Origin of the sequence: Actinacidiphila bryophytorum (genome assembly GCF_016916835.1) — a bacterium.
In the GTDB taxonomy this organism is placed as follows: domain Bacteria; phylum Actinomycetota; class Actinomycetes; order Streptomycetales; family Streptomycetaceae; genus Actinacidiphila; species Actinacidiphila bryophytorum.
In genome coordinates this window covers 384,830-411,107 of sequence record NZ_JAFFIX010000002.1, presented here as the reverse complement: position 1 = coordinate 411,107, position 26,278 = coordinate 384,830, and the positions used below count along the sequence as shown (strand labels likewise).

Genomic DNA, 26,278 nt, shown 5'->3' with positions numbered 1-26,278 from the left:
GGCCGCTATCCGGGGAACCGGCCGCGGACCAGCAGATGGCGGCGTCGTTCCGCGTAGGCGAGGTCGTCGCGCCACAGGCGGCGTGCCGAAGCGCGCACCAGAGGGCGCAGAACGGCGGCTGCGGAGCGGGCGGCGGCGAAGCCGGGGCGGTCGCTGGTGGCGACGACGGCTTCGACCACCGCGGTGCGCGGGTCCTCGTGGCCGGCCGGCCGCAGCGGTGTTGCATGGGTCTCGACCACGGAACCAGCACCCTCGCCGTGTGTGATGCGCATGACGACCGTACGAGGCCCTGGAGCGGTGAAGACGGCACGGACGGGTACGACGAGCCGCCCGGCGAGCCTGAAGGAGACATCCACCGTGAAACCGCCGTCGTCCGACGGGTCGGCCGGGGAGGGGCCGGGGACGACTGTCAGGTCGACGAAGGAATAGGGGTGCAGCCAGGCGCCGTGCCAGGGGTCGAGGCGGTTGGCGACCACGTCCTCGGGTTCGCAGCGGCCGACACCGGTGTAGACCGCGTCCACCGCGCGGCCCAGGGCGGGGCGGCCGGGCACGGCCGGAGCGGGCAGTGGCGGCTCACCGCCGACGCGGTCCAAGCGCACCCAGACGAGGACCCCGTCGTCGTGCACCGGGTACGGCTGCCAGCCGGCGAACGGCGACCCGTCCAGGGCGAGTCCGTGCCAGTGGCAGCGCAGCACGCCCCCGCACACTGGGCTACGGCCCAGCGGGGCGCCGAGGTGGGGGCAGATCCCCGGGCCGGCGACCGGCGCCCCCGCGCCGTCGCGCCAGACCACGACCTCCTCACCGGCGACAGTGCGTGCCAGCGGGCGGTCACCGAACGTCTCGCGGGTCGCACCGACGACGTACCAGTTGCCGGTGGGACGGGACTGCGCGGCCCTGAGGGCTTCGGCGATCAGCGACGGCCGGGCATCCCCCCAGGTGGGGCGCTGCCGCGCCCAGGGCACGGGGCGGCGGCGCAGCCGCAGCGGGTAGCGGGATGGTGCACGCCGGTCGTCGCCGGTGCTCATAACTCCTCCTCGGACAACGGAACCGGGCCTCTCCGCCGCGTGGAACATGCCGCCCCGGCGGGTCCCCCGTCGAGCGGCCCGGGTTCGGGCAAGGGCTCGGAGCCGGTGCGCCGGGCGCGCAACCGGGCGCCGGCGATGCGCAGCAGCCCGTCGGCGGCGACCGCCGCGCGGCGGTGCCGGGCGACGACCGCGCGACGCTGCACCACGGCGTAGCCGTCGTCGGCGATGGCGTCCAGGATGCCGCGGTAGAGCGTGAAAGCGGTGCGGACACAGGGTCGGGAGACCGGGTCGAGCATCTCGATACCGGGCTCGGCCTCGCGGTAGACCGCCCGGGTCAGATCCTCCGCGGCCCGGACCGCGGCCGTGATGCGGGCGTCGGATCTGCCGGTGCGGCGGCTCCACTCCAGCAGGGCGCGGTCGGCGCCGTGGGCGGCGAGCAGGTCGCGGGGCAGGTAGACGCGCCCGCGGTCGAGGTCCTCGCCGACGTCGCGCAGGAAATTGGTGAGCTGGAAGGCGACCCCCAGGGCGGCCGCGTGCGGTGCGGCCTGCGCCCGGGGGGTGACGGTGCCGAGCACCGGCAGCATCTGCAGGCCGATGACGGCGGCCGAGCCGTGCATGTAGGCCCGCAGGTCCCGGTAGGTGGGGTAGTCGGTGACCGTGAGGTCGGCGCGCATGGACGTGAGGAAGTCGGTGAAGTGCCCGTGGTCGATGCGGTACCGGGCGGCTGTGTCGGTGACCGCACGGACGACCGGTTCACTGCTGCGCCGGGTGCGCAGGCCGGCGCGCAGGCGCTGTTCGAGCCGGGTCAGCGCGGCGGCCCGCCGGTGCGCCGTCGCGGCCGGATCGAGGCTGTCGACGATGTCGTCCGCCCAGCGTGCGAAGCCGTACAAGGCGTGGACGGCGGGCCTCCGTGCCGGGGGAAGCAGGCGGGTCGCCAGGAAGTAGGTGCGGCCGTGGCGGGCGTGCAGTCGCGCGCAGTAAAGGTAGGCGTCGCGCAGTTGCGCGCCGGTGATGCCGGCGTGGTCGAGGGCGCGCTCCACGGACCGCGACGTCACGGCCGACCTCCGTCGCCGCCCGGGGGCTGTGCGGCCGGGCGGCTGCGGTACCGGGCGGGCGGTCCGGTGATGCGTGACGCGGCGAGTTTTCCGGACAGCAGCACGGTGGGGATGCCGACGCCCGGGGTGGTTCCGCATCCGGCGAGCACGGCGTTGTCTGTGCCACGAGGCAGGTTGCGCGGCCGGAACGGCCCGGTCTGGGTGAAGGTGTGGGCCAGCGAGAAGGGGGTGCCCGCACTGTGCCCGCGTGCCTGCCAGTCCGCGGGTGTGACCAGATGCTCCCGCTCGATGGATTCCGCCATCCCGGCCAGCCCGCGCCGGTCGAGTTCGCGCAGGAGGCCGTCGCGGTAGCGGGGAGCGAGCCCGGGCCACTGGCCCGCCCCCGGCCCGGTGCCGGTGTTGGGGCAGGGCGCGAGAACGTAGTGCACGTGGCGGCCGGGCGGGGCGAGCGAGGGGTCGTGGCTGGTGGGCCGGGTGATGAGCAGCGACGGGTCGCTCATCACCCTTCCGCTGCGGGTGAGTTCGTCGAAGGTGGTGCGCCAGGCGGCGCCGAAGGACAGCGTGTGGTGCGCCAGCTGCGGCCAGGTGCGGTCGGTGCCGGCGTGCAGCACCACCGCGGAGGGTGAGTACCGCAGCGGCACCGGGCGGCGCGGGGCGCGGCCCAGCAGCCGGAAGGCGACCGGCAGATCGGGGGTCAGCACGAGGGCGTCGCAGGGGATGCGGCCGCCGGTGGTGACGACTGCGGTCACCCGCTGTCCCCTCCGCTCCAGCGACGTCACCTCGTGTCCGTAGCGCAGGTCGGCACCGGCGCGTCCGGCCGCTGCGGCCATGGCCTCGGGCAGGGCGTGCATGCCGCCGCGGGGGAAGTACACCCCGGCGACGGTGTCCATGTAGGCGATCACCGCGTACGCGGCCAGAGCACGGGCCGGCGCAACCCCTGCGTAAAGGGCCTGGAAGGTGAACACCCGGCGCAGCCGCTCGTCGCGCAGGTGGCGGTCGACACGGTGCTGCCAGCGGCCGAAGCCGCCCAGTGCGGCCAGCCGGGCCAGGTCGGCGTTGACCAGCCCCAGCGGGGAGTCGAAGTTGGCGTCGATGAAGCGGCGCATCTGCGCCCGGTACACCCGCTCCAGCCAGCTGCGCAGCCGCCGGTAGCCGGCGGCTTCCCGTGCCCCGGCGAAGCGGCGCACCTCGGCCTCCATCGCGTCGGCGCCGGTGTGGACGTCCAGCGCGCTGCCGTCGGCGAAGCACGCCCGGTAGGCGGGCTGGAGCGCGATCAGCTCGACCCGGTCGGCCAGCCGCTCGCCGACGGCGGCGAACGCCTCGTCGGCGATGTCGGGCATGGTCAGCACGGTGGGTCCGGTGTCGAAGCGGAACCCGCCGAGCGTGATCCGGCCCGCCAAGCCGCCAGGCCCGGCGTCGCGTTCGACGACGGTGACCCGCCGGCCGGCTCCGAGCAGGTGCAACGCGGCCGACAGGCCCGCGAGACCGGCGCCCACGACGACGACATGGTCGGTGCGCCCGGCAACCGTACGCATCACCGCATGTCCTCCTTCTCGGTGACGTGGCCGGCCGCGGACAGCACCTCGGCGATGACCGGGTCCAGCTCGGCCTGGTCCGCGACCGGCCCGCGGGACGCGGCATTCCCGGCGGCGCGGGTGGCAGCCGTGAACAGGTCCCCGATCCGGCTCCTGGCGACCGGGCCGAGTCCTGCCAGGGGAGCCCCCAGATGGTCGAGCGCCCGCGCGGTGAGCGCCGCGATCTGCGCCTCGACCGCCGCGCGTGCCCCGATGGACTCCAGTACCTGCCGGACCTCCGCCTGAGCCTGCGGGGACAGGCCCGCGCCCCCGGCACGCCGGTCCAGCACGCGCAGGGCTGCCCGGTCGCCGCTTCGCTGGGCGAGCCGGCGGGCCACCGCCACCAGGTAGGTCGGCTTGCCCGCCCGGATGTCGGAGTCCGTCGGTACGCCGGTGCGCGCCGGGTCGCCGAAGGCGTCGGTGAGGTCGTCGCGCAACTGGAACGCAAGTCCGGCGCAGCGACCCGCGACGGACAGGGCGTCGGCGGCGGCGCGGCCGGCCCCGGCCAGGGCGGCGCCCAGCTCCAGCGGCCGCTGCACCGAGTACAGGGCGCTCTTGAGCAGAGCCGTGCGCACCGCCGTCCGCTCCGAGCGGCACCCGGTGGCCTGGCTGTGCAGGTCCACGTACTGACCGGCCGCCATTTCAGTGCGCAGCACCTGCCACAGCCCCCGTACCGCCGCTGCGCGGTCGGGCCGTAGGGGAGCGGTGGCGACGGTGTCGTCCGCCCAGGCAAGCGCCAGATCACCCGCGAGGATCGCGGCGGAGTCCCCGAACGTCGGGCCCGGCACCGCGCGGCGGACGCCAGGGCGGGCGTCGTGCCAGGCCACATGGAAGGCGGGCCGCCCGCGCCGCACCTGTGCGCCGTCCATGACGTCGTCGTGGAGCAGCGCGCAGGTCTGCAGCAACTCCACCCCGGCCGCCACGTGCAGGGCGGCGTCTGCCGCCTGCGCATCGCCTCCGCAGGCCCGCATCCCCCACCAGAGCAACTGTGACCGCATGCGCTTGCCGCCGTGCAGGGCGAACCGTGCGACAGGCTCGGCCACATCCCTGCCGAACACCGGGTCGGCGGAAGCGGCCTCCTCGACGCGCGGGCGCAGCAGCCGCCGCAGTACCTCTCCGACGGCTCCGGCCACGTCCGCATCGGCGGTGCCCGTGCCGGCAGCGTCTGTTCGCGCGGCGTCTGCCTGCGCGGCGCCCGTGCCGGCCTGGGCGGTGCCGTGGGAGCCCGGCAGGGCACCGGCACCCGGCTCCGCTCCGGCCGGCCGGCGGCCGGAGATGGGGTGGTGGGTGACCTGCATCCGGTGCATCGCACTTCCTCTCTGGGAATCCGGCGTCCTGCCGTCGCCACCCGCCCGTCCCCGCCGGGTCACACCGCGGATGCACCCCTGGCGGCGCCCACCCGGTTCCGGCGCGTCCCGGAGGCGGGCAGGCGGCGTCGCCGCTCCGGACATCCGGCTCCAGCGGACCATCCACGGCGCCGGGCCGGCCGCTGCCACCCGTGGCGGTCCCCCGATCGGCTGCATGCGTACAGCCGCACGCGTGGGCGGCGCCCCGCTCGGCACCGTTCTGCGCCGCCCTTCCGCGAGGGCCGCGGAGGGCTGGTCCCGTGACGCGCGCGGGGGCGGGACGCGTGCCTGCGGGTGAGTCGGTGACGCGCCTGCCCCCGATGTCGCCCCGGCCGCGGAATGCTGTGCACGAGCAGCGCCGGCGGCGACGAGGAGGACGCACCGTGCTGGACGCGGACATCGCCATCGTCGGTGCGGGGGCGGCCGGCCTGTCGCTGGCCCACGCGCTCGCGCTGCCGCCCGCGCGGGGCGGCCCCGTCCCGTCGCTGGTGCTGATCGAGCCTCCGCCCGGCCGGCGCCCGCCGCCGCGGACCTGGTGTTTCTGGGAGGCCGGCGCCGGCGCGTACGAACCCGCGGTGACCGCGTCGTGGCGGTGGCTGCGCATGCACGACCGGGACGGACGGGCCGTCGTCCGCGACATCGACCCGCTGCGGTACAAGATGATCCGCTCCCCGGATTTCGAGACCCTGGTCGGCGCACGGCTGGAGGGGGCACCAGGGCTGCGGCGCCTGGACGGCGTGGTGGAGCGGGTGCGCTCCCGCGCCGGTGCCGCCGAGGCGCTGCTGGCCGGCGCCGAAGGGCGAGCAGGCAGTGTGCGCACCCGCTGGCTGTTCGACTCCCGCCCGCCGGCCCGGCTGCCCGCGGCCCGCACACTGCTCCTGCAGCACTTCCACGGCTGGTTCGTGCGCACCCGCCGGCCGGCCTTCGAACCGCACGTGGCCGACTGGATGGACTTCCGCACCCCGCAGCCCGGACACGGCATGTCCTTCGGATACGTGCTGCCCACCGGACGGCACGAAGCCCTGGTGGAATACACCCAGTTCTCCGCCGCCGCACTGCCCCACACCTCCTACCTGGCAGCGCTGCGCCACTACACGCGGGACGTCCTCCGGCTGGGCGCGTTCGAGGTGCTGGGCACCGAGACCGGCGTCATCCCCATGACCGACGCCTCCTTCACCCGCAGCCCCGGCCCGTCGGTGTTCCGCATCGGTACCGCCGGCGGAGCCACCCGGCCGGCCACCGGCTACACCTTCGCCGCCATCCAACGCCAGAGCCGAGCGGTCGCGAACGCCTACCTGGCCGGGCGCAGCCCGCTCCCGCCCCGCCCCCACCGGCTGCGGGCCAGGGCCATGGACGCCGTCGTGCTGCACGGACTGGACAGCGGCACCATCGACGGCGCCGACTTCTTCCCCCGCCTGTTCCGCCAGGTCCCCGCGGTGCGGCTGCTGCGATTCCTCGACGGAGACACCCGTATGCACCACGACATCGGCATCGGCCTGCGCACGCCGGTGCTCGCCATGCTCCGCACGGCGGCGGCCGCCGCCACCCTGCCCCGCCGGCACTTCCCGGCGCACCTCGCCCGGCCCCCCGGCGACCCCGAGCCCGCGTCGCCGCGGACCGAAGGAGAGATGTGACCGCACTCCTGCGCGACGCGGATCTCACCGCCGCCTTCGACCACGCCGCTCGCGGCTACGACACCCTGGTGGCCGCGAACCCCGGCTACCACCGCCAACTCCGCCGGTCCGCCCGGCGCGTGGGACTTGCGCACCGCGGCGCAGGCATGCGCGTACTGGACCTGGGCTGCGGAACGGGCGCGTCCACCGCGGCGCTGCTCCGCGCGGCCCCGCACGCGCACGTCACCGCCGTCGACGCCTCGGCAGGCATGCTGCGGCGGGCACAGGCCAAGCGCTGGCCGGGCAACGTGACCTTCGTGCAGTCGGCCGCCGAGACACTGACCCGGGCGGGGGTGCGCGGCCCGTTCGACGCCGTGTTCGCCGCCTACCTCTTCCGCAACCTCACCGACCCCGACCCGGTCCTGGCCCGGGTGCGCGACCTGCTCGTCCCCGGCGGCGTGCTCGCCGTCCACGAGTACGCCCTCAGCGGCAGACCGGCCCACCGCGCGGTGTGGACGGCAGTGTGCAAAGGCATCGTCCAGCCCGTCGGCACCATGACCGGTGACCGCGCCCTCTACCAGCACCTGTGGCGCAGCGTCATCGCCTTCGACACCGCGCCCGCTTTCGCCGACCGCCTGACCCGGGCCGGCTTCGTCCAGCCCATGATCCTTCCGGTGGCCGGATGGCAGACCGGCATCGTGCACACCGTCCTCGCCCGGCGCCCCGCAGCCGGCGGGCAGGCGTCCCGGTGACCCGCCTCGTGCGCGCCCCCGCGCCCGGTGCCCCGGGACGCGACCGGCGGGCACGCACGCTGCCCGCACCCCCCGGCACCGCCCGCGTCATCGGGCACGCACCCAGCACGGCCGTGGTCGGCGGCGGAATCGCCGGCCTTGCCGCGGCCACCGCACTGGCCGAACGCGGCGTCACGGTCACGGTCTACGAAGCGCAGGACACACTGGGCGGCCGCTTGGCCGGCTGGCCTGTCCGGTTGGCCGACGGCAGCACCGCCACCATGAGCAGAGGCTTCCACGCGTTCTTCCGCCAGTACTACAACCTGCGCGCGCTGCTGCGCCGCACCGACCCAGGCCTGGCCGGCCTGGCCGGCCTGCCCGACTACCCGTTGCAGCACAGCGGCGGGATGCGCGACAGCTTCCGGCACGTGCCGCGCACCCCGCCGCTGAGCGCTCTCGGATTCGTCGCGCTCAGCCCGGCCTTCACCGTCCGAGACCTGCTGCGCATGCACCCGGCCGCCGCCCTGCCCCTGCTCGACGTGCGAGTGCCCGACATCTACCGGCGCCTGGACCACATCAGCGCCGCCGACCTGCTGTCCGCCGTCGGCTTCCCCGAAGCCGCCAACGACCTGGCCTTCACCGTCTTCTCCCGCAGCTTCTTCGCCGATCCCACCGAGCTGTCCGCCGCCGAGATGGCCCTGATGTTCCACATCTACTTCCTCGGCTCCAGCGAAGGGCTCCTCTTCGACGTCCCCCACGCCCCCTACCCGCAGGCGCTGTGGGACCCGTTGCGGCACTACCTCGTCGGCCATGGGGCCGGCGTCCGCACCGGCGCCGCCGTCCGGACCGTCACCCCCGCCGGCAGCGGCGGATACACCGTCGAGACCGACGACGCCGGGCACCGGCACGACACCGTCGTCCTCGCCCTGGACGCGGCCGGACTGCGCACCTTGGTGGCCGGCTCACCCCGCCTGGGCGACCCCTCGTGGCGCGAGCGCATCGCCCGCCTGCGGACAGCCCCGCCCTTCCTGGTCTCCCGGCTGTGGCTGGACCGCCCCGTGGCACCCCACCGCCCGGGCTTCGTCGGCACCAGCGGCTACGGCCCGCTGGACAACGTCAGCGTCCTGGAACGCTGGGAGACGCAGGCCGCCGACTGGGCCGCCCGCACAGGCGGTTCCGTGGTGGAACTGCACGCCTACGCCCTGCCGGACGACGCCGACCGCAACACCTGCCAGCAGCGGCTCGTCGAGGAACTGCACCGCCTCTACCCCGAGACCCGGGCCGGCCGCGTCGTCGACGCCCGCCACGAATGGCGGGCCGACTGCCCGCTCTTCCCGGTGGGCGGCCACCATCACCGGCCCGGCGTCACCACTCCGGACCCCGGCATCGTCCTCGCCGGCGACATCGTCCGGACCGACCTGCCCGTCGCGCTCATGGAGCGCGCCGCCACCACCGGCTTCCTCGCCGCCAACTGCCTGCTGCAGCGCTGGGGGGTGCGCGGACACACCCTGTGGACCGTCCCCGACCAGGGCCGCTCGGCCCTGCTGCGAGCAGCAGCCCGGCTCGGCAGACCGCGGCCACCGTGACCTCGCGCAGGGCCTGCTGCCGCCGGACGGCCCCGGCCCCACTCCGGTCACGGGACACGTGGCCATCGCGCCCAAGGGGGCGCCCGGCACCGGTGTGGCACCGGTGTGGCACCGGTGGCGGAGCAGCCCGGAGCAGCCCGGAGCAGACGGCGGGCTGATCGGCGCGGGCGCCACCGCGGCGGCCGCCGTGGCACTCACGCTGCTGCGCAGAACCGGTTCCTGCTGTCCGAGGGCCAGGAGTCCGGCCGTTCTCTGGTCGCGCCGGGTCCGGCGAATGCGGAATGGCCTGCATTCCGGCCGGGGGCACCTGTACGTTCCTTCGGGCATCCACAGGTACAGCCAGAACGGAGCAGTGCAGCGATGGGCGACCCCCGGATCCTGACCGTCCGGCCCCGACCGGGTGAGTACGCGTGGACGTTCGGCGGTGCACCGCCCGTGGCGCGCGTCGTGCCCGGCACCGTTCTCGACCTGTACACCGAGGACTGCTTCGCCGGACGGGTACGGTCCGAGAAGGACCTGGTGTCCGAGGTGTGCGAGTTCCCGTTCCTCAACCCGCAGACCGGCCCCTTCCACGTCGTGGGAGCGGAGCCGGGCGACACGGTCGCCGTGCACTTCGTGTCGATCGAGCCCGCGCGGGACTGGGCGGCGTCCACCACGGTCCCGCTTTTCGGGGCGCTCACCTCGACCCACACCACGGCGAGCCTGCAGCCTCCGCTGCCGGAGACCGTCTGGATCTGGCAGCTGGACCGGGCGCGGCGCACGGCGCTTTTCCGCGCGCACGACAGCGACTTCGAGGCCGAGCTGCCCATGGACCCGATGCACGGGACGGTGGGGGTGGCGCCGGCCAATCTGGAGGTGCGCTCGGCGCTGGTGCCCGACGCGCACGGCGGCAACATGGACACGCCCGAGATGCGGGCAGGCGTCACCTGCTACCTCGGTGTGAACGTCGAGGGGGCGCTGCTCAGCCTCGGCGACGGGCATGCCCGGCAGGGTGAGGGGGAGACCTGCGGGGTGGCCGTCGAGTGCGCGATGAACACCGTGGTGATCGTCGAGCTGCTCAAAGGGATCGCCACGCCGTGGCCGCGTATCGAGTCGGACACGCACATCATCTCGACCGGATCGGCGCGTCCGCTGGAGGACGCTTTCCGGATCTCCCAGCTCGACATGGTGCAGTGGCTGGTGCGCGACTACGGGTTCAGCGAACTGGACGCGTACCAGTTCGCCACCCAGGCCGTCGAGTCACCGCTGGCCAACGTCTGCGACACCAACTACACGTGCGTGGCCAAGATCCGCAAGGAGTGGCTGCCCTCGGGTGAGACCCACCGCGGGCTCCACGCGCAGCTGAGGGAGACAGCGGCGGCGTTCCGGCCCTGAGCGCGCGGCACGTCGGTTCTTGACGTACGCGGGTGGGTTGGGGAGCGAAGAACGGGCCTTGGTCACCTGTGGCCAGGTTAGGGCAATGGTCGGTGACCGGCGGACGGATCGGATGGGGCTGCTCTGCGAGGTGAGAACCCGACTGTGCTGCGGCGGCTCGAGTCGGGGTTCGCGGTGATCGGCGACTTCAGTTCCTGCCGGGTTACTCGGTTCTCCTCGTGGACGAAACAGGCGTTCAGCGGCTGTCTGATCTGTCGACGGGGAGGCGGCTGGCGTTTCTGTCCGACATGGACCGGCTCGGAGAAGCCGTTGAGGTCGGTCACGGAGTCCGCCACAGCGCGACGATGCCGGCCCCGTGGTGAGGTCCCGCCGGTGGACCAGCCCTTCAATCCCGTCGGCGACCCGGGCGAAGGCGCCGAACGACACCAGTACGGTCACCTCGCCGCGCAGTTCCTGCCTACCGCGGCCCGGTCGGCGAACTCCTGGAAGGGGTCCGGCTGCATCGCCCGCAGGGAGAGCCTCGCCTCCAGGTTCCCCGTGTCGAACTGGAGGAATTCGCACGTCACCCGCTGTCCGACCTGGACGACGCCCGATGCCTTGACGAAGCGCTGCCAGGCGAGTTCGGGGTAGGTGATGAAGCCGACGCCGGGGAAGAGCGGGTGAGCGGGGCCGTGATCGAGCGCCACGAACACCCCGAACCGCTCGATCGCCGCCACGGTGCCGGACAGCGCCTCACCGCGGGCCAGCGCTTCGAGGAAGGCCCACAACTCCGGGTGCTCGGGCAGTCCCCCCATGCGGCTCACCCGGGTCAGGCGTCGAGCAACGTCATCAGGACAGCCCGCTGGCGTGTGCCGTCCGGTCCCTGCCAACCGGTCGCTACGTGGCCGAGGGCTCCCTGGCGCGGGAGCGGCGGATGCTCGGCGACGGATTCGAGGACCCGGTGGATGTGCAGGACCGTACCGCCGGGGGTGGGGAGGTGGGTCCCGTCCTGGTCGTCGGTGGGACGGGGCGTGAAGCCGTCCAGGTCGAACGGGGAGCCGGTGTGGGAGCGGGTCACTTCGTGGTCGCGGGCGTCGGTGATGCTCTGCGCCATGGCCGGCGCGATGCCCCCGATCAGCCCGAGCAACTCGGCGACGAGCACGGGGTCGTGGCAGCCGTCGTACGCCCACCGCTTGCCCAGCACGCCGTGCTGCATCGTCCCGACGAGAGCGTCTTCCGCGCCCTCCAACGGCGCCCCACGGTAGGTGAGCGGTACCAGGTAGACCCCCGGCTCGGGGCTGCCCGTGTCGGTGACGACCATGAACTCGATGCCCACCTCCCCGGCCGGGTCGTCCAGCCGGAAACCCCCCGACTTCTCCAGTACGGGCGTGCCCCGTCCACCCTGGTACCAGGGGCGGGTGGGCAGCCACCCGGCGAGCAGCTCGACCTTGCTGGGCGTGACGGTGGTGTGGTGGATCAGGGCCATGCCGCTGGTCACCCTTCTGTGGCGGGGATCCTCTCAGCCTTCCATACCGGTGCTTCCGGCAACTTCCGCCGAGCCGATTCCGGTCCCGGCGTCCCAGGCCGCCCCTGGAACGGGTCAGGGCCTTAACCCTCGTGAGGATCAAGGCCCTGACCCGCTGCTTTGGAGCCGGGGCGGCGGGATGTGAACCTACGACCTCTTCGTCCCGAAGGCAGTTGAGGCCCTGGTCTGACCTGCGGGATTCGGGAAACCGCAGGTCAGGGGGTTGGCGGGGGTTGGTCTGAGCGGGTCCGGGGAGGCGGCTCTTCCATGATCGTCTCCCAATTTTCTCCCAGGGAATCCGCACCCTGACCAGCTCGGTCGCGCCGCCCGCGCGCGTGGGGAGGCGGGGCGTCAGAGCTTCACCACCGCCACGCGGTCTCCGCAGAGTTTGCGCATGTCGTCCTCGTCGGAGGTGAAGATCGTGACGCGTCCCGGCTGACGAAGGGCCACGGCCGCCAGGGCGGCGTCGATGGCGTACTTGTGGCCGTGGAGGCCTGCGTCCTGGAGGAGGTCGATGGCGGCATCGGCGACCTGCTCGGTCACGGGCTCCACGCGCAGCCGCGACGGGGCCCAGCGCCAGGCCGGCCGGTGGAGCTTGGCGTGGTAGGCCTCGACGAGGGTCATCGACGTCGTTACCACGGGGATGTCCGCCCGGTCGGCGTCCTTGATCCGCGCACCCATCCGCCGGTCCCCGCGCACCCACTGGGACAGGCCCTCACTGTCGAGCAGGTAGACCTGCCCGTCGCTCACGCGGCAGCCCCGGGCGAATCGGCAGCCTGCCGGGCACGCGCCCCCCGCTCGGCGTGAGCCCGCTCGATCTCCCTGCGCTCGGCCTCCGCCTCGGCGAGCTCCTCCGCGCTGATGTCCCCGTACTCGCCCTCCCACCAGCCGACGGCCTCGTGCAGCCGCTCCCGCTCACGCTGCCGCTCCACGGCCTGCGTGACATACCGGCTGAAGCCCCCGGGGCCGACCTCGGAACGGATCTCCTCGGCCAGCTCCTCGGGCAGCGTCACGGTGTACTTCTTCGTTGCCATACCATCGACCATACCGCCCGCCTGGCGGGTCCACCACCACGAGGGCTCGCGCCCAGGAAGAGGAAAATCCTTTCGGTTCCCGAGGAATGCGGCGTAAGCACCTCGTGGCCTGAAAGGCCCTCTATCGCCTACCGGCGTCTGCCGGTCACCCTTGTGTCGAGGGTGGTCCGTTCACACGGCGACGCAGCGGGTCGACGGGGGAACTGTGGTGGTGGATCCGGTCTACGTACCTTTCCTACCCGCGAGGCGGGACGCCTGGCAGGCTTACGAGCGCCTGGACGCCCGCGTCCGCAGGCGCATCACTCCCTTGTGGACGGTCGTGCCACGCACCGGCCCCGAACGCCCGCGCGGAGATCGTTCCGCTGCCGATACCGACGAGGACCCCAGGACCTTCGGCCCCTGGCTCACCCGGCGCATCGACGCCGTTCTCGACGCGTCCTCCAGCTCCGTCGGCTGGGCGGACGCCACGCACCTCGAAGGACTCGTCCAGGCGGCCGCAAGCGGCCTGTGGCGGCTGGCGACCCAAAGCCGTCTGCGGCTGGTCACCGGCCCCGAGCGGAACCACCGCCTGCAGCGGTACACCGCGGACCTCGCCCTGCTCAGTGGACGCGGACTGGGTATCCGGGTCCTGCTGGATGAACCGCCGGAGGGATCACGCTCGGCCGAACTTCTCGAACTCGTCGACCGGGTACGGCTCCCTCCGTCGCAACTCGACCTTCTCCTCGACCTGGGTCCCGTGACGGACACGGCCGACGCCGGAAAGATCGCGCTGGCAGCCCTCGACCTCCTCGCAGGACTCCTGCCCTGGCGCACAGTTGTCCTCGCCGCAGGGGCCTTCCCGCGTACGATTCAGCCCCTCGCCAGCGGTTTGTCGCTTGTCGTTCCCCGCCACGACTGGCTGGTGCACCACCTGGTCCGCTCTTCGCGCCCAGAGTTCCGGAGCCCCCTGCTCTACGGCGATTACTCAGCCGAACACGCCCTGAGCGCCAACATCCCATCTGTCCGGCGGCCCGGGCCGCCGTGGGGCCTGATGCGTTATACCGCTCCCGACGCCTTCCTCGTCGCCCCGGCCCTTACCCGGGGGCCGTACCGTGCCGAGCGGGTCCGGGCTGTGGCCCGCGGGATCGCAGAGGCGGAGGTCTTTCGCCCAGGCAGGAGCGAGGGCGAACGCTGGCTCCACGCCTGCGCGTACGGCAGCGGCTCGGACGGCACAGGCAACGCAGAAACGTGGATTCGGGTCGGCCACATCCAGCACATGAGCTTTGCCGTGGCACAACTGACCGGCGGGGAGGCATGACACCGGCGTGGCCGGATTGCGGTGCCTGGTCGCGCGCGGCACGTAGAGTCGTGCGACCCGTCGCGGACGTCTTGGGGGAGCACGCGTATGGCGCAGGCCGAGCAGCCGTTTCCGGTGCCTCAATTGCTGGCGGCGGTTCGGTCGGAGATCGCCGCAGAGCGGCGGAGCGACGGCAAGGACGCGGAAAAGGTCTCGCTCGGCTCGGGTCGCCTGGTCGGCACGGGCGAAGGACGAAGCGAGCACGTCTTCACGTGCTGCAGGTGGAATTCTGCGCTGGACGGGGCCAAGGTTCTGATCCGCCCGTCACAGGCCCGCGGCCCGTGGACACCGGCCGAGGCCTCCCGCATGCCCGACGGCAAGATTCGGGTCCTGGTTTCGGGCCCCGAGTGGGGACGGTCGGTGACCAACGCCCAACTGCGCCGTGACGACGCCGAGAACTGGGCCGTCATGGCACGGAGCCTCGAAGCAGTCGGTACGGCGAACAGCGTCGTGCGGCTGGAAAGCGCGGGCTGGATCCTCGGGCAGGGCAGTCCCCGTAGCGCCCGGGATCCCGATCCCGCTCGCTGGGTCGCCGGCTGGTCCGGGCTCAGTCGCTGTTGTCGTTCCGAACTTGAAGGCGGCGTTTGTGCTGGTCAGGCGTAGGGCTGGTGATTCGGTGGGAGGTGTGGCCTGTCGGGTTGTCGTTCGCCGGGGAGGCCGGGATGCCGTCGGTTGTCGGGCTGCTGGAACAGCACGAGCTTGCTGCTCGTCGTCGTGTCGACGGGCTGCGGGAGGAGGCCGACCGTATCCAGGCCGAGCTGTCCGCGGCCGAGCAGGAGTGGCAGGAATGGGTGGTCGCCCGCAGGCGCGTCGATGCGGTCCTGACGGCGGAGACTGCCGGCACCGTCGGCATGAAGAGCGTCGCAGGTCCGCGGAAGGCGGATGCGTCGTCGGCGGCCGGGGAGTCGGTGAAGCCGAGGTCGCAGGTCCTCGTGTGGCGTGAAGGCCTTGCCCTGTCCGCGTTGTCGGTGGACTACCAGCGGATCGTGCAGCTGCTCGTGGACCGTGCGCGGCTTGGTCAAGGACCGCTGACTTGCCAGGAGATGGCCGCGGCATTCGGCATGGACGTGGTGCCGGCACGGGTGGAGGCCTTGCGGAGCAAGGCCAAGCGCCTGGTCGCGCGGGGCTGGCTGGCCGAGCCCGGAGCGGGTCGGTTCACGCCGGCTGCGGGTGTGGCCGGGTCAGGCGGCGGGTCATGAGGGCGGTCATCGACCAGGTGACCATGGCCTCGGCGCTGGTGGGACGGCGTTCGTAGTCGCGGGCCAGGCGGCGGGTGCGCATCAGCCAGGCGTTGGTACGCTCCACGATCCACCGCTTGGGCAGCACCACGAACCCGCGCTGGTCGTCGCTGCGTTTGACGATCTGCAGGACCAGCTCGAGTGCGTCCAGGCAGTGCCCGACGAGGCTGCCGGTGTAGCCGCCGTCGGCCCAGACCAGCCCCAGCCGGTGGTGGGCATCGGCCACCCGCGCCAGCAGGACCCGTCCGGCGGTGCGGTCACCGACATCGGCGGCGGTGACCATCACGCCCAGCAGCAGACCAAGGGTGTCGACCACGACGTGCCGCTTGCGTCCGTTGATCAGTTTCCCGCCGTCGAAACCGCGGCTGTCCGAACCCACGACAGCGTCCGCCTTCACCGACTGCGAATCGATCACTCCGGCGGTCGGCTCCGCGTCCCGGCCCGCACGGGTGCGGACCTGTCCGCGCAGCCGGTCGTGGAACTCGGTGACCAGGCAGTCGTCGCGCCACCGGCGGAAGAACGCGTAGACGCGGTCCCACGGTGGGAAGTCGGCCGGCATCGCCCGCCACTTGCTGCCATTGTCGACCAGGTAGCGGACAGCATCGAGTATCGCGCGGTGGCAGTACGCCTCCGGCTGTCCACCGCGGCCCCGCATCCAGCCCGGCACCGGCAGCAGCGGCCGAACCACACCCCACTCCGCGTCCGTCATGTCCGACGGATACCGCGGCCGGCGCATGCCGTGGTCGGCAGCGTTTCCGAACCGGTGTGCCAGGCAGTCGCACCCCGGAGTGACCGAACTAGACCGGCCGACCACTGACACGGAACACTCCAACACCGGGGCCTCCTGGTACTGCTTGCTGATTCGACACCAACGAGCTGTTCAAGAGGCCCCACCTCTATGCCCCGACGCCTCCGCGACCACCCGATCGGGAACCCCGGTTCGAACCCCACCCCACACGGCCGGAACGACAACAGCGACTCAGCCTCAACGCACGCCAGCGCCAAGCCGTGCAGCAGGCCCTTGCGAGCGAGGTCCTGTTCCTCTGGGGACCGCCTGGTACGGGCAAGACCGACGTGGTGGGCCACATCATCGAGGGCAGCGTCCGGCAAGGCCTCAACGTCCTGTTCGTCGCCCCGACGAAGGTGGCTGTCGACCAGGCGCTGGAACGCGTCTGCGACCTCATGCGCGCCGAACCCGGTTTCACCGACGGTCTGGTGCAGCGTGCGGGCGACATCGAACTGGCGTCGCTGGACGAGCGCTACGGCGAGCAGGTCGATCCGGCCCGGATCACGGTTCGACTGTCGGCCCAGTTGGATGCCGCGCTGACCGAGGCTGCACAAGCTCTGTCCGAAACGCGCGACGTCATCGCCCTTCATGACGAGGCCGCGTCGATCGAGGAAGAGCTCGCCGGAGCCCGTGCCACACGTTCCGCAGACGCGCAGGACGCGAAGGCCGCCGAGGCGGAGCAACTGGGGGCGGAGGCCCAAGCCGCTCAGCTCCGCTTGAGAATTCATCAGGTAGGCGTGCCGAAGGGGATGTTCGCCAGGCGCAAGGAGCTCCAGCTGGCCGAACTCCACGAGCACGTCAGCCAGGCCGACGCCACCGCAGCCGCGGCACGGCGACGTGCCGCCGACAGCACGCTTCGTGCACGCCGGGCCGCCGTCGTCATCGAGGACCTGCAGGGCCGGGCAGCCACCGCCCGCGGGCGGCTCACAGGGGCGCTGCCCCGGCCTGCGCTTGCCCAGCAGGCCCTGCGGCTCCAGGAGCGGATCGACGGTCTCGACAAACAGCGCAGGAAGATTCAGGACACCCTGCCTGCCAAGTGCCGTGTCATGGGTGCGACCGTCGCCAAGGCCATCCAGTCCCGCAAGCTTCTCGACCGAGTCGATGTCGTCGTCATGGACGAGGCCGGCATGGTGAGTCTGCCCGCCGCCTGGTTGGCCGCCGGGCTGGCCGGCAAGCGCCTGGTCGTCGCGGGGGACTTCCGCCAACTGCCTGCGGTGACCAAGGGCGACAGCGACCCCAAGGCGACGGAGGCGGAGCGTGTGCACTCGCGGCACTGGACAGCCCGGGACCCCTTCCACGCGGCCGGTCTGGTCGAGCCCGGAGGCAGGGTGCGGCCGGACTCCCGTCTCGTGGCCCTCGACACCCAGTACCGCATGCGGGCACCGAGGGAGTGCTCCCCGGCCGCAAGTGGGACCGGGACGAGATCGTACGAGGCGAGCGCGCCACCGACCGCCTCGGAGTGATCGCCCCCTACCGCGCCCAGGTCCGTGCCCTGCAGGGGAGCCTGAAGTACCGCTTCGGCCAGGAGTACGAAGGCCTGGTCGACACGATTCACCGTTTCCAAGGCAGCCAGCGCCCGGTCGTCGACATGGACACCGTCGCGGGCGCCGGGAAGGGCCCGGGCTACTTCTACCAGGGCACCGGCCTCGACTCGCAGACCTGCCGCCTGCTCAACGTCGCGCTGAGTCGAGCCCAGGACCACCTTGTCGTCGTCGCCGACGTCGACCACCTGAGACGGCACCTGGCCCCCCACAGCGAGGCCATGCGCATGCTCGATCACCTCGGGTCACATGCCCAGCTGCTGTCTGCCGACCAGCTCATACCCACCCGCGACGCCGCGCAGCTGGGCGAGTTGTCCGAGGAGGAACTCGCCCGCCCTGCCTTCTTCCCGGCGGACGAGGTCTACCGCGCCGTCGAGTGGGACATCGCCCACGCCAAGAACCGGATCGAGATCTACTGAGCCTTCCTGGACCCGAGGCCTGTGGCCAAGTGGTCGGCGCAGCTCGCCGTACGCGTCGCCGCGGGAGTACGCGTCGTCGTCCATACCCGCCCGGCTGAGGAACAGCGCGATGCCGCCGCCGTGATCCGTCACGGGCAGCGGATCGACGAACTACGCCTGGCCGGCTGCGAGGTGGACTTTCGTGAGCGCATGCACGAGAAGGTCCTCATCATCGACGACACCGTCCTGTGGCACGGGTCGCTCAACCTCCTGGCGAACACCGGCCCGACGGACCTGATGATGAGGCTCACCGACCCGACATCCTGCGCACGCGTCGGCCGCGTCGTCGACCGCGCCCGTAAGGATCGGACGGCCTGGAACCCCCGCGCGGCCGCCCCTGCCGCCCCGTCTGCGGACACGAGTGCCGAGGGTGTCCGCCCGGGTGCGGTCGTCGCAGGACGCCTCTACCTGAACGTCCCTTTCGCGGAGAAGGACGAGGCCAAGCGAGCCCTCGGTGCCCGGTGGGACGGCAAGAACCGCCTGTGGCACGTGGACGCCGAACGCGTCTCCCGCGAGCAGGCCGCCCGCTGGCTGCCGTGACCCGGACAGCGACGCCTGTCTTCTTTCAGACCCATGACGGCTGAACGGGTCGGTCATGCCGGTTCGGCGTCCAGTGCCACGCACTGCCCCACGAGATCCTGGAGTTCGAATGCGGCCTCGGTGACCCGCTGTGCCACGTCGTCCTCGTACAGCGCGATATTTCCTTCGGTCGCTGAAAAAATGTCCACCAGGATGTTCGCCCCCAGTTTCGGAATGGCATCCTGTGACGCCCACGCGTCGGCACATGCTTGGAGGGCGGACGTGAGAGCCGTATAGGCGTCCTCGTCGAATCCCTTCCGCATTCGGAGTGGGGTGTCGAACTTCTGCCAGGCGTCGGCCAAGGCAGCCGAAGCGTGGTCTTGCATCAAGGGCCTCCTCTGATCCAGCTGATTGCGTCGGGTGGGAGCGCCAATTGGTGCCGTCCGGGTCCTGACACGGGTAATCCGGTCCTCGGCGTCCCAGGTGAAGTGCCATGTGTCGGGCTTGCGTGACAGCCGAGTCCACTGTCGCAGGGCCATCCGTCCCTGGCCGTCGTACTCGTACCGGGTCGCGCCCGCACGCGAGATCCCGGAGCCCTCGTAGGTCCGGGCTCCCGCCACAGTGGGGTCGGCAGGAGCGCCGGACCATTCCGCCGCGATCTGGTCGCCCTGGGCGTCGTAGGCGTACTTCTCGGTCCAACCCTCGGCGCGTACGCGGGTGACGTGCCCGCCAGTGTCGAGCGCGAAGGCCCATGGCCCACTTGCGCTGTCGTCGAGCGCCAGCAGGTGCCCGTCGGCCCGGTGGTGGAAGCTCCGGTCCAGCACGATGCCATTGCCGTCGTGAAGGGTAATCAGCGACTGGGTGGAATGAGGCCGTGATCCCTCCCTGACTTGCGGGATTCTAGAAATCGCATGTCAGGGGGTGTGCGGGGGTTGGTCTGAGTGGGTTTGGGGAGGCGGTTTTTCCGTGATCGTCTCCCAGTTCCTCCTACAGAATTCGACCCCTTGCTCGGCCTATCCGGCGTCGCTGACGGGAGACTCGGACCCGGGCGGTTCCACCGCCATCGAACTGGCGCTCCCGCCCGTCGTGCCCGCCCTGAGTGAGGTGTGGCGGGGCTGCCGGAGCTGGGCGCGTTCTTCGTCCGGGATGTTCATCGACTCGGCCAGTACGGCGGCGAGCGCGGCCACCTGAACGTCGTCGACGTCCGAGTCGAACTGCCACCGGATGTTGTCCTCGGCCGTGATGAGGTCGATTACCGAGCGCCCGCTTCCGTCCCGTGCGGCCGGCGCTCGGACGTATCGCACCCGGTCGACCGGGATGTTCTGGCCGATCTCGCCTTGCCCGAGGAAGGCATTCGTCCGGGCCGTGATGATGCGGCGGTCCGTGACGGCGACCATGTTCCTTGCCGCCGCCTTGTCCATCGCCGGTGCCACCTTCTCCTTCGCTCCGTCGAGAAGCGCACCGATGCGGGCGGGGGCGTCCAGCCCGAACGCTCGCAGCGTCTCGCCGTCCTCCAGGAACCATCGCAGGATGCGCAGATACCGGTCCGGATCCAACGCCTTGGGTGCGCAGAGGACACCGGGAACGTCGAGCGGCGGGGTCGGCGGACGAAGGGCGTCGGCGAGAGGCTGGATCGCCTCCAGAAGCTGGGCGCTGGTGAACCGGGCCTTCTTCGCGTCCTTCCGCTTCCCCAGCAATGGCACCGTTGAGCGTCCGGGCAGTTCGGCGATGATCCGAAGCTCCCGCGTGAGCGATTCGACGAGACCCGTCGTCTCGGCCAGGGCGGAGCTGACCTCCTCGCCGGTCTCGCGCTCGATGATCTCGACGAGCCGTGCCTCGTCGGCTTCTTCACGTCCGGCGGCTCTCGCACGCGCGGCGTGGAGCGTCTGGTAACCGGCCCATGCCTTGAGCGAGGACAGGAGGGCGTAGGCGTCGAAGACGATCGCCGTGGCGTTCGTCTCGAGATACTGACGTCGGCCGGCTGTGTCGAGCCGGCCGAGCTGCTGGACGTGTTCGCCGACTTTCAGCCGGTACGTGTCGCGCTGCTTGCGCAGAGCGTCGTCTTTGGCCGCGACCTTTTCCCACTCCGTCGTCGTGACCGTCCCGAGCTCCCGCGCGCGGCTGACCGTGCCATCGACGGTGTCGACGAGGGCCGTCAGCTCGGCCCACTGGCTGTGACGCATCGTCGTGAGGACCTCGCTCGTGAGCGCGATGTTGGTCCTGACGAGGCCCGTGACCTGGCTCAGCATCATCTGGAGCGCGACCATTGCCAGCGCAGGCCCGATCCCGACTGCGAAGTCCGCCGCGCTCACTGCGGTCACAGGAGTCCAACGAACCTGGTGAGCTATTCGGCCGCCGACGAAGACCCCTCCGAGGTTCGCGCCGTCCTTGACGGCGAGTGTTCCGCCAGCGCTCAGCAGCGCCCGCGCGGTGTCGCCCATCCGGTAGACGCCCTCCAGGCTGGCGAACGCGTTCGCGAGGTTGCCGCCCACGGTCGCCGTGTTGCCGATCGATGCGAGCGCTGCCGAGATCCGCGTGCGGTCGTCGCTGGACAGGAGCCCCACATCGACCGGATCGAGCTTGAGTTCAGCAACGAGCTCTGCGGGGACTTCCCCGAAGGCGACGGCAACCCCAGGCCGCACCCCCACCAGCACCGTCGACGCCGCCGCCGGTTCGTTACCCGGGCGGGGTGCCGCAGAGTCCCCTGTACGAGAGCCGGCAGAATCACTCCGGCCGTCTCCCTCAGGCTCAGCGGCCTCCATCGATTCCGACGGGTCCTGCATGCGGTCTCCTCCCCCAGAGGGCGTGCGACGGCCTGACGTCGCTGGCGTCCAGTGCCGAAGGGTACGGCAGGCCGCCCTGCGGCGAGGGACGTTCTCGCTGGAGATCGCTTCCGGATTCCGTTGCGGAAGACGCTGGCGCGGCGACGGTCATCGATGCGGCCGGCGAAGTTCATTCCGCCGACGAAGCGGCAGCCATGATTTTTCGATGGGGCCAGGTCGTTAGTGCCTGAGATTGGCGAAAGGCAGAGCGTAGTGCAGCGTCTCGAACTCGGCCAACATGGCGTTCTCCTCGCCACGGGGGTCAGGTGCCGGCTTCCACGCGACCAGCAAGGCAGCGGCGTCTTGCAGCTGCCAGATGAGCCGCCCGCCGTGGTGGCTGGTTCCGCCGAGACCGTGGCGGGCGTACTGCCTGAGCCGACCGCGAAGTCCGTGGCCGGCAGCTGTGCCCGAGTCTGCCTTGCCGATATAGAGGACTTCAGCTTCGTCGATCCACTTCGCTGCCAACTGCTCCATGCTCACTGCCGGGTTGACCCCCTTGCGCCACCCCGCCGTGCTTGCGGCCAGGAAGGTCGGCGCGGCGTCGGAAGCCCTGATCACTACGTAGATCCCGCCGTCGAGGGGGAGCCGCTGGGTCGCCAGAAGGGAGAAGGGTACGAATCCTCGGAATCCGCGCTCCTCAAGGACTTGGCGTGTGAGGGTCACGAGCCGATTATGGCGCTGGAGCGGCGCGGCCATGCTGATCGGGGCGTATGCGCCCCCACAATGCTCCGGCGGTTCGATCGCATGTTGACCATCTGTCTTCCCCTGATGACCGTACGTAGATAGCATCAGCGCCCTGACTCGATCCTTGGGGGGAAGATGTCAGGGGGGTTAGACGGCTGGCTGCTCGCTGCCGTGTCAGAGTTCGGACGTGCCTGCAAGGTCAAACTGTCGGGCGGCGGCAGCCCCGAAGCCTCCATACGCGCGCCCCTGGAGGCGCTGCTCCAGGCCGTCGGCGAGCACCACGAGCAGCACGAGGTCTCCTGGCACGACGAGTTCCGCGTCCCCGATCTCGGCGTCCGACCCGACTACGCCATCCGCGCGAGCGGTGAGCTGACCGGCTACATCGAACTCAAGAAGCCGGGGTTGTCGGTCGACCCCGACACCTTCGGCAAGAGCAACCGCGAGCAATGGGAAAAGCTCCGGAACCTGCCCAACCTGCTGTACTCCAACGGCACCGAGTGGCGACTGTTCCGCGACGGGCGGCAGCTCGGCGAGACGGTCTACTTCACGGGATCGCTCCGCTCTGCGGGCGAGAATCTGGCGCCGGTGGACCCGGGCGCGCTGGATGCGCTGCTGAAGCAATTCCTTGTGTGGAAGCCTCCGCCCATCAAGCGCGTCGCGCGGCTCGTGCAGCACGTCGCCCCGCTCTGCCGGTTGCTGCGCGCTGCCGTCCTGGAGCAGTTGTCAGCCGAGGCCCGATCGTCCAAGCGGGACGACGACGTCCGCGCCCGGCCGTTCACGGGGCTCAAGAACGACTGGCGGCGGATGCTGTTCCCGTCCGCAGACGACGCGACCTTCGCCGACGGCTATGCCCAGGCAGTCACCTTCGCCCTGCTGCTCGCCCGTTCCGAAGACGTGCTTGAAGAGGGAATCGGCCTCCACGACATCGGTCGCCGCCTGGACGCCGACCACGCCCTCATGGGGAAGGCTCTCCAACTCCTCACCGACAACGTCAACGAGCGGTTCACCGTCACGTTGGAACTGCTGCGCAGAACCATCGTCCAGGTGGACTGGCCGGCCATCCGCACCGGCAACCGTGACGCCTACCTCCACCTCTACGAGCACTTCCTCACGATCTACGACCCGGTGCTGCGCCAGCGGAGCGGCTCCTACTACACCCCGCACGAGGTCGTTCAGGAGATGGTGCGTCTCACCGAGGACGTGCTGCGCACGCGGCTCGGCCAGTCCGACGGGTTCCGCGGCGACGGCGTTCGGATCGTCGATCCCTCCATGGGCACGGGGACCTTCCTCCATACAATCATCGAGCGGGTCGCCGCGCAGGCCGCCGAAGACTCCGGACCTGCGATGTCCGCCGATGCCATCTCGCGCCTCGCCCCGCGGCTGTACGGGTTCGAGATGCAGATGGGGCCGTTCGCCGTCGCGGAGTTGCGGGCCTCCGAGCTGCTCAAGCGCTACGAGGCCCCGCTACCTGAGGGAGGGCTCAACCTCTTCGTCACCGACACGCTGGACAACCCGTTCGTCGAGGACGAATACCTGGCCTCTACGTACGACGCCCTGTCCGAGTCCCGCCGGCGGGCGAACAACGTCAAGGCCAACGTTCCCGTGACCGTCGTGATCGCCAACCCGCCCTACGACGACAAGGCCGAAGACCGCGGCGGCTGGGTGGAGAAGCGCACCGACCGCGCTGAGGTGCCGTTGCTCGACGCTTTCCGCTACCCAGGCAACGGGCGTTACGAGCACGTACTCAAGAACATGTACGTGTACTTCTGGCGTTGGGCCACCTGGAAGGTCTTCGACGCGGACGACGGCGAACGCCACGGCGTGGTCTGCTTCATCACGCCCTCGGGCTGGGCCACCGGTCCTGGCGGCCGCGGCATGCGGGAGTACCTGCGCCGCACCTGCGACGAGGGTTGGATCATCAACCTGTCGCCGGAGGGACACCGCTCCGACGTGGCCACCCGCCCCTTCCCGGGCGTTGCGCAGCCACTGGCGATCTCCATATTCCTCCGCAAGGCGGGTGCCGAGCGGGGCGAGGGCCACCGTGCGAGGGTGCACTACCGAGCTCTCGCCGGACACCGGGCGGACAAGTTCGACCAGTTACATGCGGTGCAGATCGATGACGACGGCTGGCGTGACGCACACTCCCGCAGCCTGCGGCCGTTCACGCCCCTTACCCAGTCGGGTTGGGAGGACTTCCCGGCGCTGAACGACCTGTTCCCGTGGGGCAGCCCCGGTGCGAAGTCCAACCGCTCGTGGGTGAGCGACCCATCGGACGACGTACTTCGTCGACGGTGGACCACGCTGATTCGAGGGGGCGACCCTGCCCTCAGGGTCAAGCAGTTCAAGGAGACGCAGGATCGCGATCTGAACGCCAGAAGGGAGCCGTTACCGGGCCAGCCTGCCCACCTCCGTTCGCTGGCGCAGGAGACCGACGTCCGACCGAACCTGATACGTACCTCGCTCCGGAGCTTCGACCGCCAATGGCTGATCGCAGACAACCGCGTGCTCGACCGTCCACGGCCTGACCTGTGGGCATCCCTCCAGGACGGGCAGATATTCCTCAACCAGCAGTCGTCCCATGAGATCGACTCCGGCCCGGCGGTCGTGGCCACCTGCCTCATCCCGGACACGCACCACTTCAACGGCCGCGGAGGCCGGATCCTGCCGCTCCTGCACCCGGACGGGTCGCCGAACTTGGCCCCTGGGCTGCTCGCCTACCTGGCGCGTGCAACGAACCAGGACCGAGCCACGGCCACTGACCTCGCCGCTTATGTCGTGGCCGTGGCCGGCCACGACGCCTTCACCCAGAGATTCGCCGAAGAACTGCTAACGCCGGGCGTACGAATACCCCTGACCCGGGATGCAGCGTTGTGGGCACGCGCCGTCGGACTCGGTCGGGAGATCCTGTGGGCCTCGACCTACGGCGACCGGTGCGCCGACCCCGCGCTCGGACGGCGCACTGGCCAGGTGCAGTTCACGTCGGGAGACGAGCGGCAGGTGCGCTACCTGACGCAGATCGGCAGCCGCATCCCTGATCGGCTGGAGTACGACGCAGCGACACGAACGCTCCACGTCGGGGAGGGATCATTCGCTCCCGTTCCCGACGTCGTGTGGGCGTACGACGTCGGCGGCATGAAGATCGTCAGCAAGTGGTTCGGATACCGGAAGGCCGTGCCGACCAGCAAGCGGACGAGCCCCCTGGACGACATACACGCGGAGCGCTGGCCGCACGAATGGACGATGGAACTCATCGACCTGCTCTCGGTACTCCGCCGACTCACCGATCTCGAACCGACCCAAAGCGAGCTGTTGGAGGAGATCCTGGCCGGTCCGGTGGTCACGGAGGGGGAGCTGATCACGGACGGGGTGCTTCCTGTACCGGCGACTGCGCGAAAGGCGCGCTATGCCGCGGTCGATGTCCTCTTCGAGGGGCACGAGGTGCCGTGAACCCCACCGAATGTCACTGGGTTTCGTCCATACCCGCCAGCGCCTCGGGCAGCGAGCAGGAGCCATCAGCCAGACTTCGTACCGCCCGTGCGAAGTGCGGGGCCGTTGCCTCGCGCATGTCGGCCAGGCGGGCAATCCCGGCCAGCCGCTCCTGCGAGGACTCGTACAACGCCCGGAAGTGCACTGCAGTGCCCAGATCCGTGAGCCCCAGCGAGCCGTCGTCCAGGTCGACCAACTTCATCCAACGGAGCGTCGGCAAGTCCTCCCGGGCCAGATCCGCATCCAGCCCGTCCAAGGCCAGCGCGTGGACAAAGGCAGGCCGATCGCTCGGATCGGGGACCGATCCTTCGGCCAGTCGTGCAAGGAGTCGCCACTGCGCTTCTGTGAGATCCAGATGAGGCAGGGGTGCGGCAGAGGGCATGGAGCCATACCTAGCACGCCGCATGGACAGCAGCAGCGTCCCCACTCCGCCAGGCGGGCGGTCGGAAGTCCCGAGGGGCGGTGCGCGGGACGGGCGCCTCACTGCGGCGGCAGTGCTTGCCGGGGTCAGGCGCACCTCCCAAACCCATCAGTGCGCACAACCGGTTGGACATCAGACAATCGC

General features: G+C 71.2%; 24 protein-coding genes and 1 pseudogene. 12 read left to right on the top strand and 13 right to left on the bottom strand.

The window, feature by feature from the left end:
• Nucleotides 1-5: 5 nt before the first annotated feature.
• The 4 genes from JT723_RS04990 to JT723_RS04975 are packed head-to-tail and all read right to left on the bottom strand — an operon-like array spanning nucleotide 6 to nucleotide 4,961.
• Nucleotides 6-1,025 carry a DUF5914 domain-containing protein gene (locus JT723_RS04990; protein ID WP_205043125.1) on the bottom strand — a complete coding sequence of 340 codons (1,020 nt, stop codon included), beginning with the start codon at nucleotides 1,023-1,025 and terminating at the stop codon, nucleotides 6-8.
• Nucleotides 1,022-2,080 carry a phytoene/squalene synthase family protein gene (locus JT723_RS04985; protein WP_251513077.1) on the bottom strand — a complete coding sequence of 353 codons (1,059 nt, stop codon included), beginning with the start codon at nucleotides 2,078-2,080 and terminating at the stop codon, nucleotides 1,022-1,024. Before JT723_RS04985 ends, JT723_RS04990 begins: the two co-directional genes overlap by 4 nt.
• Complete coding sequence (crtI, locus tag JT723_RS04980; protein WP_205043124.1) at nucleotides 2,077-3,618, bottom strand: phytoene desaturase family protein; 1,542 nt, start codon at nucleotides 3,616-3,618, stop codon at nucleotides 2,077-2,079. The genes JT723_RS04985 and crtI overlap by 4 nt, the downstream gene beginning before the upstream one ends.
• The gene (locus JT723_RS04975) at nucleotides 3,615-4,961 is read right to left on the bottom strand and encodes a polyprenyl synthetase family protein (protein ID WP_240165051.1); all 1,347 of its coding nucleotides are present in this window, start codon (nucleotides 4,959-4,961) and stop codon (nucleotides 3,615-3,617) included. The genes crtI and JT723_RS04975 overlap by 4 nt, the downstream gene beginning before the upstream one ends.
• Before the next feature lie 422 nt (nucleotides 4,962-5,383).
• Here JT723_RS04975 and JT723_RS04970 point away from each other — a divergent pair, with 422 nt between their 5' ends.
• The 5 genes and pseudogenes from JT723_RS04970 to JT723_RS34870 all read left to right on the top strand — a co-directional run.
• Entirely contained in the window at nucleotides 5,384-6,634 is a 1,251-nt protein-coding gene (locus tag JT723_RS04970; RefSeq protein ID WP_205043123.1) for a lycopene cyclase family protein, read from the top strand.
• Nucleotides 6,631-7,365 carry a methyltransferase domain-containing protein gene (locus tag JT723_RS04965; protein WP_251513075.1) on the top strand — a complete coding sequence of 245 codons (735 nt, stop codon included), beginning with the start codon at nucleotides 6,631-6,633 and terminating at the stop codon, nucleotides 7,363-7,365. The genes JT723_RS04970 and JT723_RS04965 overlap by 4 nt, the downstream gene beginning before the upstream one ends.
• The gene (locus JT723_RS04960) at nucleotides 7,362-8,930 is read left to right on the top strand and encodes an FAD-dependent oxidoreductase (protein WP_251513074.1); all 1,569 of its coding nucleotides are present in this window, start codon (nucleotides 7,362-7,364) and stop codon (nucleotides 8,928-8,930) included. The genes JT723_RS04965 and JT723_RS04960 overlap by 4 nt, the downstream gene beginning before the upstream one ends.
• A 360-nt stretch (nucleotides 8,931-9,290) precedes the next feature.
• The gene (locus JT723_RS04955; protein ID WP_205043121.1) at nucleotides 9,291-10,304 is read left to right on the top strand and encodes an acetamidase/formamidase family protein; all 1,014 of its coding nucleotides are present in this window, start codon (nucleotides 9,291-9,293) and stop codon (nucleotides 10,302-10,304) included.
• 85 nt (nucleotides 10,305-10,389) lie between these two features.
• Nucleotides 10,390-10,618 (top strand): annotated as a pseudogene (locus tag JT723_RS34870) (diadenosine tetraphosphate hydrolase); the annotation flags it as partial.
• 120 nt (nucleotides 10,619-10,738) lie between these two features.
• On the opposite strand, the gene JT723_RS04950 reads toward JT723_RS34870, so the two are convergent.
• From JT723_RS04950 to JT723_RS04935, 4 genes are all read right to left on the bottom strand, one after another.
• A complete protein-coding gene (locus tag JT723_RS04950; RefSeq protein WP_307793986.1) occupies nucleotides 10,739-11,098 on the bottom strand; it encodes a S1 RNA-binding domain-containing protein in 360 nt (119 codons plus the stop codon).
• A 14-nt stretch (nucleotides 11,099-11,112) separates the two neighbouring features.
• Complete coding sequence (locus JT723_RS04945; protein ID WP_205043120.1) at nucleotides 11,113-11,769, bottom strand: maltokinase N-terminal cap-like domain-containing protein; 657 nt, start codon at nucleotides 11,767-11,769, stop codon at nucleotides 11,113-11,115.
• 390 nt (nucleotides 11,770-12,159) lie between these two features.
• Nucleotides 12,160-12,558: a PIN domain-containing protein gene (locus JT723_RS04940; protein WP_205043119.1), complete on the bottom strand. Its 399-nt coding sequence runs from the start codon at nucleotides 12,556-12,558 to the stop codon at nucleotides 12,160-12,162.
• Nucleotides 12,555-12,842, bottom strand: coding sequence for a hypothetical protein (locus JT723_RS04935; RefSeq protein WP_205043118.1), 288 nt, complete (start codon nucleotides 12,840-12,842; stop codon nucleotides 12,555-12,557). Before JT723_RS04935 ends, JT723_RS04940 begins: the two co-directional genes overlap by 4 nt.
• Before the next feature lie 211 nt (nucleotides 12,843-13,053).
• On the opposite strand from JT723_RS04935, the gene JT723_RS04930 reads away from it, so the two are divergent.
• The 3 genes from JT723_RS04930 to JT723_RS04920 all read left to right on the top strand — a co-directional run bounded on the left by JT723_RS04930 (nucleotide 13,054) and on the right by JT723_RS04920 (nucleotide 15,377).
• Entirely contained in the window at nucleotides 13,054-14,139 is a 1,086-nt protein-coding gene (locus tag JT723_RS04930) for a beta family protein (RefSeq protein ID WP_205043117.1), read from the top strand.
• Between the two features lie 87 nt (nucleotides 14,140-14,226).
• Nucleotides 14,227-14,781, top strand: coding sequence for a hypothetical protein (locus JT723_RS04925; protein WP_205043116.1), 555 nt, complete (start codon nucleotides 14,227-14,229; stop codon nucleotides 14,779-14,781).
• Nucleotides 14,782-14,840: 59 nt separating this feature from the next.
• On the top strand, nucleotides 14,841-15,377 hold the full coding sequence (locus tag JT723_RS04920) for a hypothetical protein (protein WP_205043115.1): 537 nt from the start codon (nucleotides 14,841-14,843) through the stop codon (nucleotides 15,375-15,377).
• Here JT723_RS04920 and JT723_RS04915 read toward each other — a convergent pair.
• Nucleotides 15,334-16,125, bottom strand: coding sequence for an IS5 family transposase (locus JT723_RS04915; RefSeq protein ID WP_240165049.1), 792 nt, complete (start codon nucleotides 16,123-16,125; stop codon nucleotides 15,334-15,336). The genes JT723_RS04920 and JT723_RS04915 overlap by 44 nt on opposite strands.
• Before the next feature lie 167 nt (nucleotides 16,126-16,292).
• Between JT723_RS04915 and JT723_RS04910 the strand changes: the two genes are divergently transcribed.
• From JT723_RS04910 to JT723_RS04900, 3 genes are read left to right on the top strand one after another with little or no spacing between them, the layout of a single operon-like run.
• Complete coding sequence (locus JT723_RS04910) at nucleotides 16,293-17,666, top strand: AAA domain-containing protein (protein WP_265749586.1); 1,374 nt, start codon at nucleotides 16,293-16,295, stop codon at nucleotides 17,664-17,666.
• Nucleotides 17,663-18,163 carry an AAA domain-containing protein gene (locus tag JT723_RS04905; RefSeq protein WP_205043112.1) on the top strand — a complete coding sequence of 167 codons (501 nt, stop codon included), beginning with the start codon at nucleotides 17,663-17,665 and terminating at the stop codon, nucleotides 18,161-18,163. Before JT723_RS04910 ends, JT723_RS04905 begins: the two co-directional genes overlap by 4 nt.
• A 21-nt stretch (nucleotides 18,164-18,184) precedes the next feature.
• Nucleotides 18,185-18,742 carry a DUF5710 domain-containing protein gene (locus JT723_RS04900; RefSeq protein WP_205043111.1) on the top strand — a complete coding sequence of 186 codons (558 nt, stop codon included), beginning with the start codon at nucleotides 18,185-18,187 and terminating at the stop codon, nucleotides 18,740-18,742.
• A 53-nt stretch (nucleotides 18,743-18,795) separates the two neighbouring features.
• Here the strand turns inward: JT723_RS04900 and JT723_RS04895 are convergent, their stop codons facing one another.
• From JT723_RS04895 to JT723_RS04885, 3 genes are all read right to left on the bottom strand, one after another.
• Nucleotides 18,796-19,545 carry a hypothetical protein gene (locus tag JT723_RS04895; RefSeq protein WP_205043110.1) on the bottom strand — a complete coding sequence of 250 codons (750 nt, stop codon included), beginning with the start codon at nucleotides 19,543-19,545 and terminating at the stop codon, nucleotides 18,796-18,798.
• Nucleotides 19,546-19,734: 189 nt separating this feature from the next.
• Nucleotides 19,735-21,504 carry a hypothetical protein gene (locus JT723_RS04890; protein WP_205043109.1) on the bottom strand — a complete coding sequence of 590 codons (1,770 nt, stop codon included), beginning with the start codon at nucleotides 21,502-21,504 and terminating at the stop codon, nucleotides 19,735-19,737.
• 219 nt (nucleotides 21,505-21,723) lie between these two features.
• Entirely contained in the window at nucleotides 21,724-22,206 is a 483-nt protein-coding gene (locus JT723_RS04885) for a hypothetical protein (RefSeq protein WP_251513072.1), read from the bottom strand.
• 192 nt (nucleotides 22,207-22,398) lie between these two features.
• Between JT723_RS04885 and JT723_RS04880 the strand changes: the two genes are divergently transcribed.
• On the top strand, nucleotides 22,399-25,674 hold the full coding sequence (locus JT723_RS04880; RefSeq protein WP_251513070.1) for a type ISP restriction/modification enzyme: 3,276 nt from the start codon (nucleotides 22,399-22,401) through the stop codon (nucleotides 25,672-25,674).
• A gap of 13 nt (nucleotides 25,675-25,687) precedes the next feature.
• Here JT723_RS04880 and JT723_RS34865 read toward each other — a convergent pair whose 3' ends face one another.
• Nucleotides 25,688-25,915 (bottom strand): hypothetical protein, encoded by a 228-nt coding sequence (locus JT723_RS34865; RefSeq protein ID WP_240165048.1) that lies wholly within the window; start codon nucleotides 25,913-25,915, stop codon nucleotides 25,688-25,690.
• Between the last annotated feature and the right edge of the window lie 363 nt (nucleotides 25,916-26,278).

Bases quoted from the DNA above. Each gene is read 5' to 3' on its own strand.
- JT723_RS04890 (WP_205043109.1), bottom strand. From the start codon at position 21,504: ATGCAGGACCCGTCGGAATCGATGGAGGCCGCTGAGCCTGAGGGAGAC.
- JT723_RS04925 (WP_205043116.1), top strand. From the start codon at position 14,227: ATGGCGCAGGCCGAGCAGCCGTTTCCGGTGCCTCAATTGCTGGCGGCG.
- JT723_RS04935 (WP_205043118.1), bottom strand. From the start codon at position 12,842: ATGGCAACGAAGAAGTACACCGTGACGCTGCCCGAGGAGCTGGCCGAG.
- JT723_RS04915 (WP_240165049.1), bottom strand. From the start codon at position 16,125: ATGACGGACGCGGAGTGGGGTGTGGTTCGGCCGCTGCTGCCGGTGCCG.
- JT723_RS04945 (WP_205043120.1), bottom strand. From the start codon at position 11,769: ATGGCCCTGATCCACCACACCACCGTCACGCCCAGCAAGGTCGAGCTG.
- JT723_RS04990 (WP_205043125.1), bottom strand. From the start codon at position 1,025: ATGAGCACCGGCGACGACCGGCGTGCACCATCCCGCTACCCGCTGCGG.
- JT723_RS04950 (WP_307793986.1), bottom strand. From the start codon at position 11,098: ATGGGGGGACTGCCCGAGCACCCGGAGTTGTGGGCCTTCCTCGAAGCG.
- JT723_RS34865 (WP_240165048.1), bottom strand. From the start codon at position 25,915: ATGAAGTTGGTCGACCTGGACGACGGCTCGCTGGGGCTCACGGATCTG.
- JT723_RS04955 (WP_205043121.1), top strand. From the start codon at position 9,291: ATGGGCGACCCCCGGATCCTGACCGTCCGGCCCCGACCGGGTGAGTAC.
- JT723_RS04920 (WP_205043115.1), top strand. From the start codon at position 14,841: ATGCCGTCGGTTGTCGGGCTGCTGGAACAGCACGAGCTTGCTGCTCGT.
- JT723_RS04975 (WP_240165051.1), bottom strand. From the start codon at position 4,961: ATGCACCGGATGCAGGTCACCCACCACCCCATCTCCGGCCGCCGGCCG.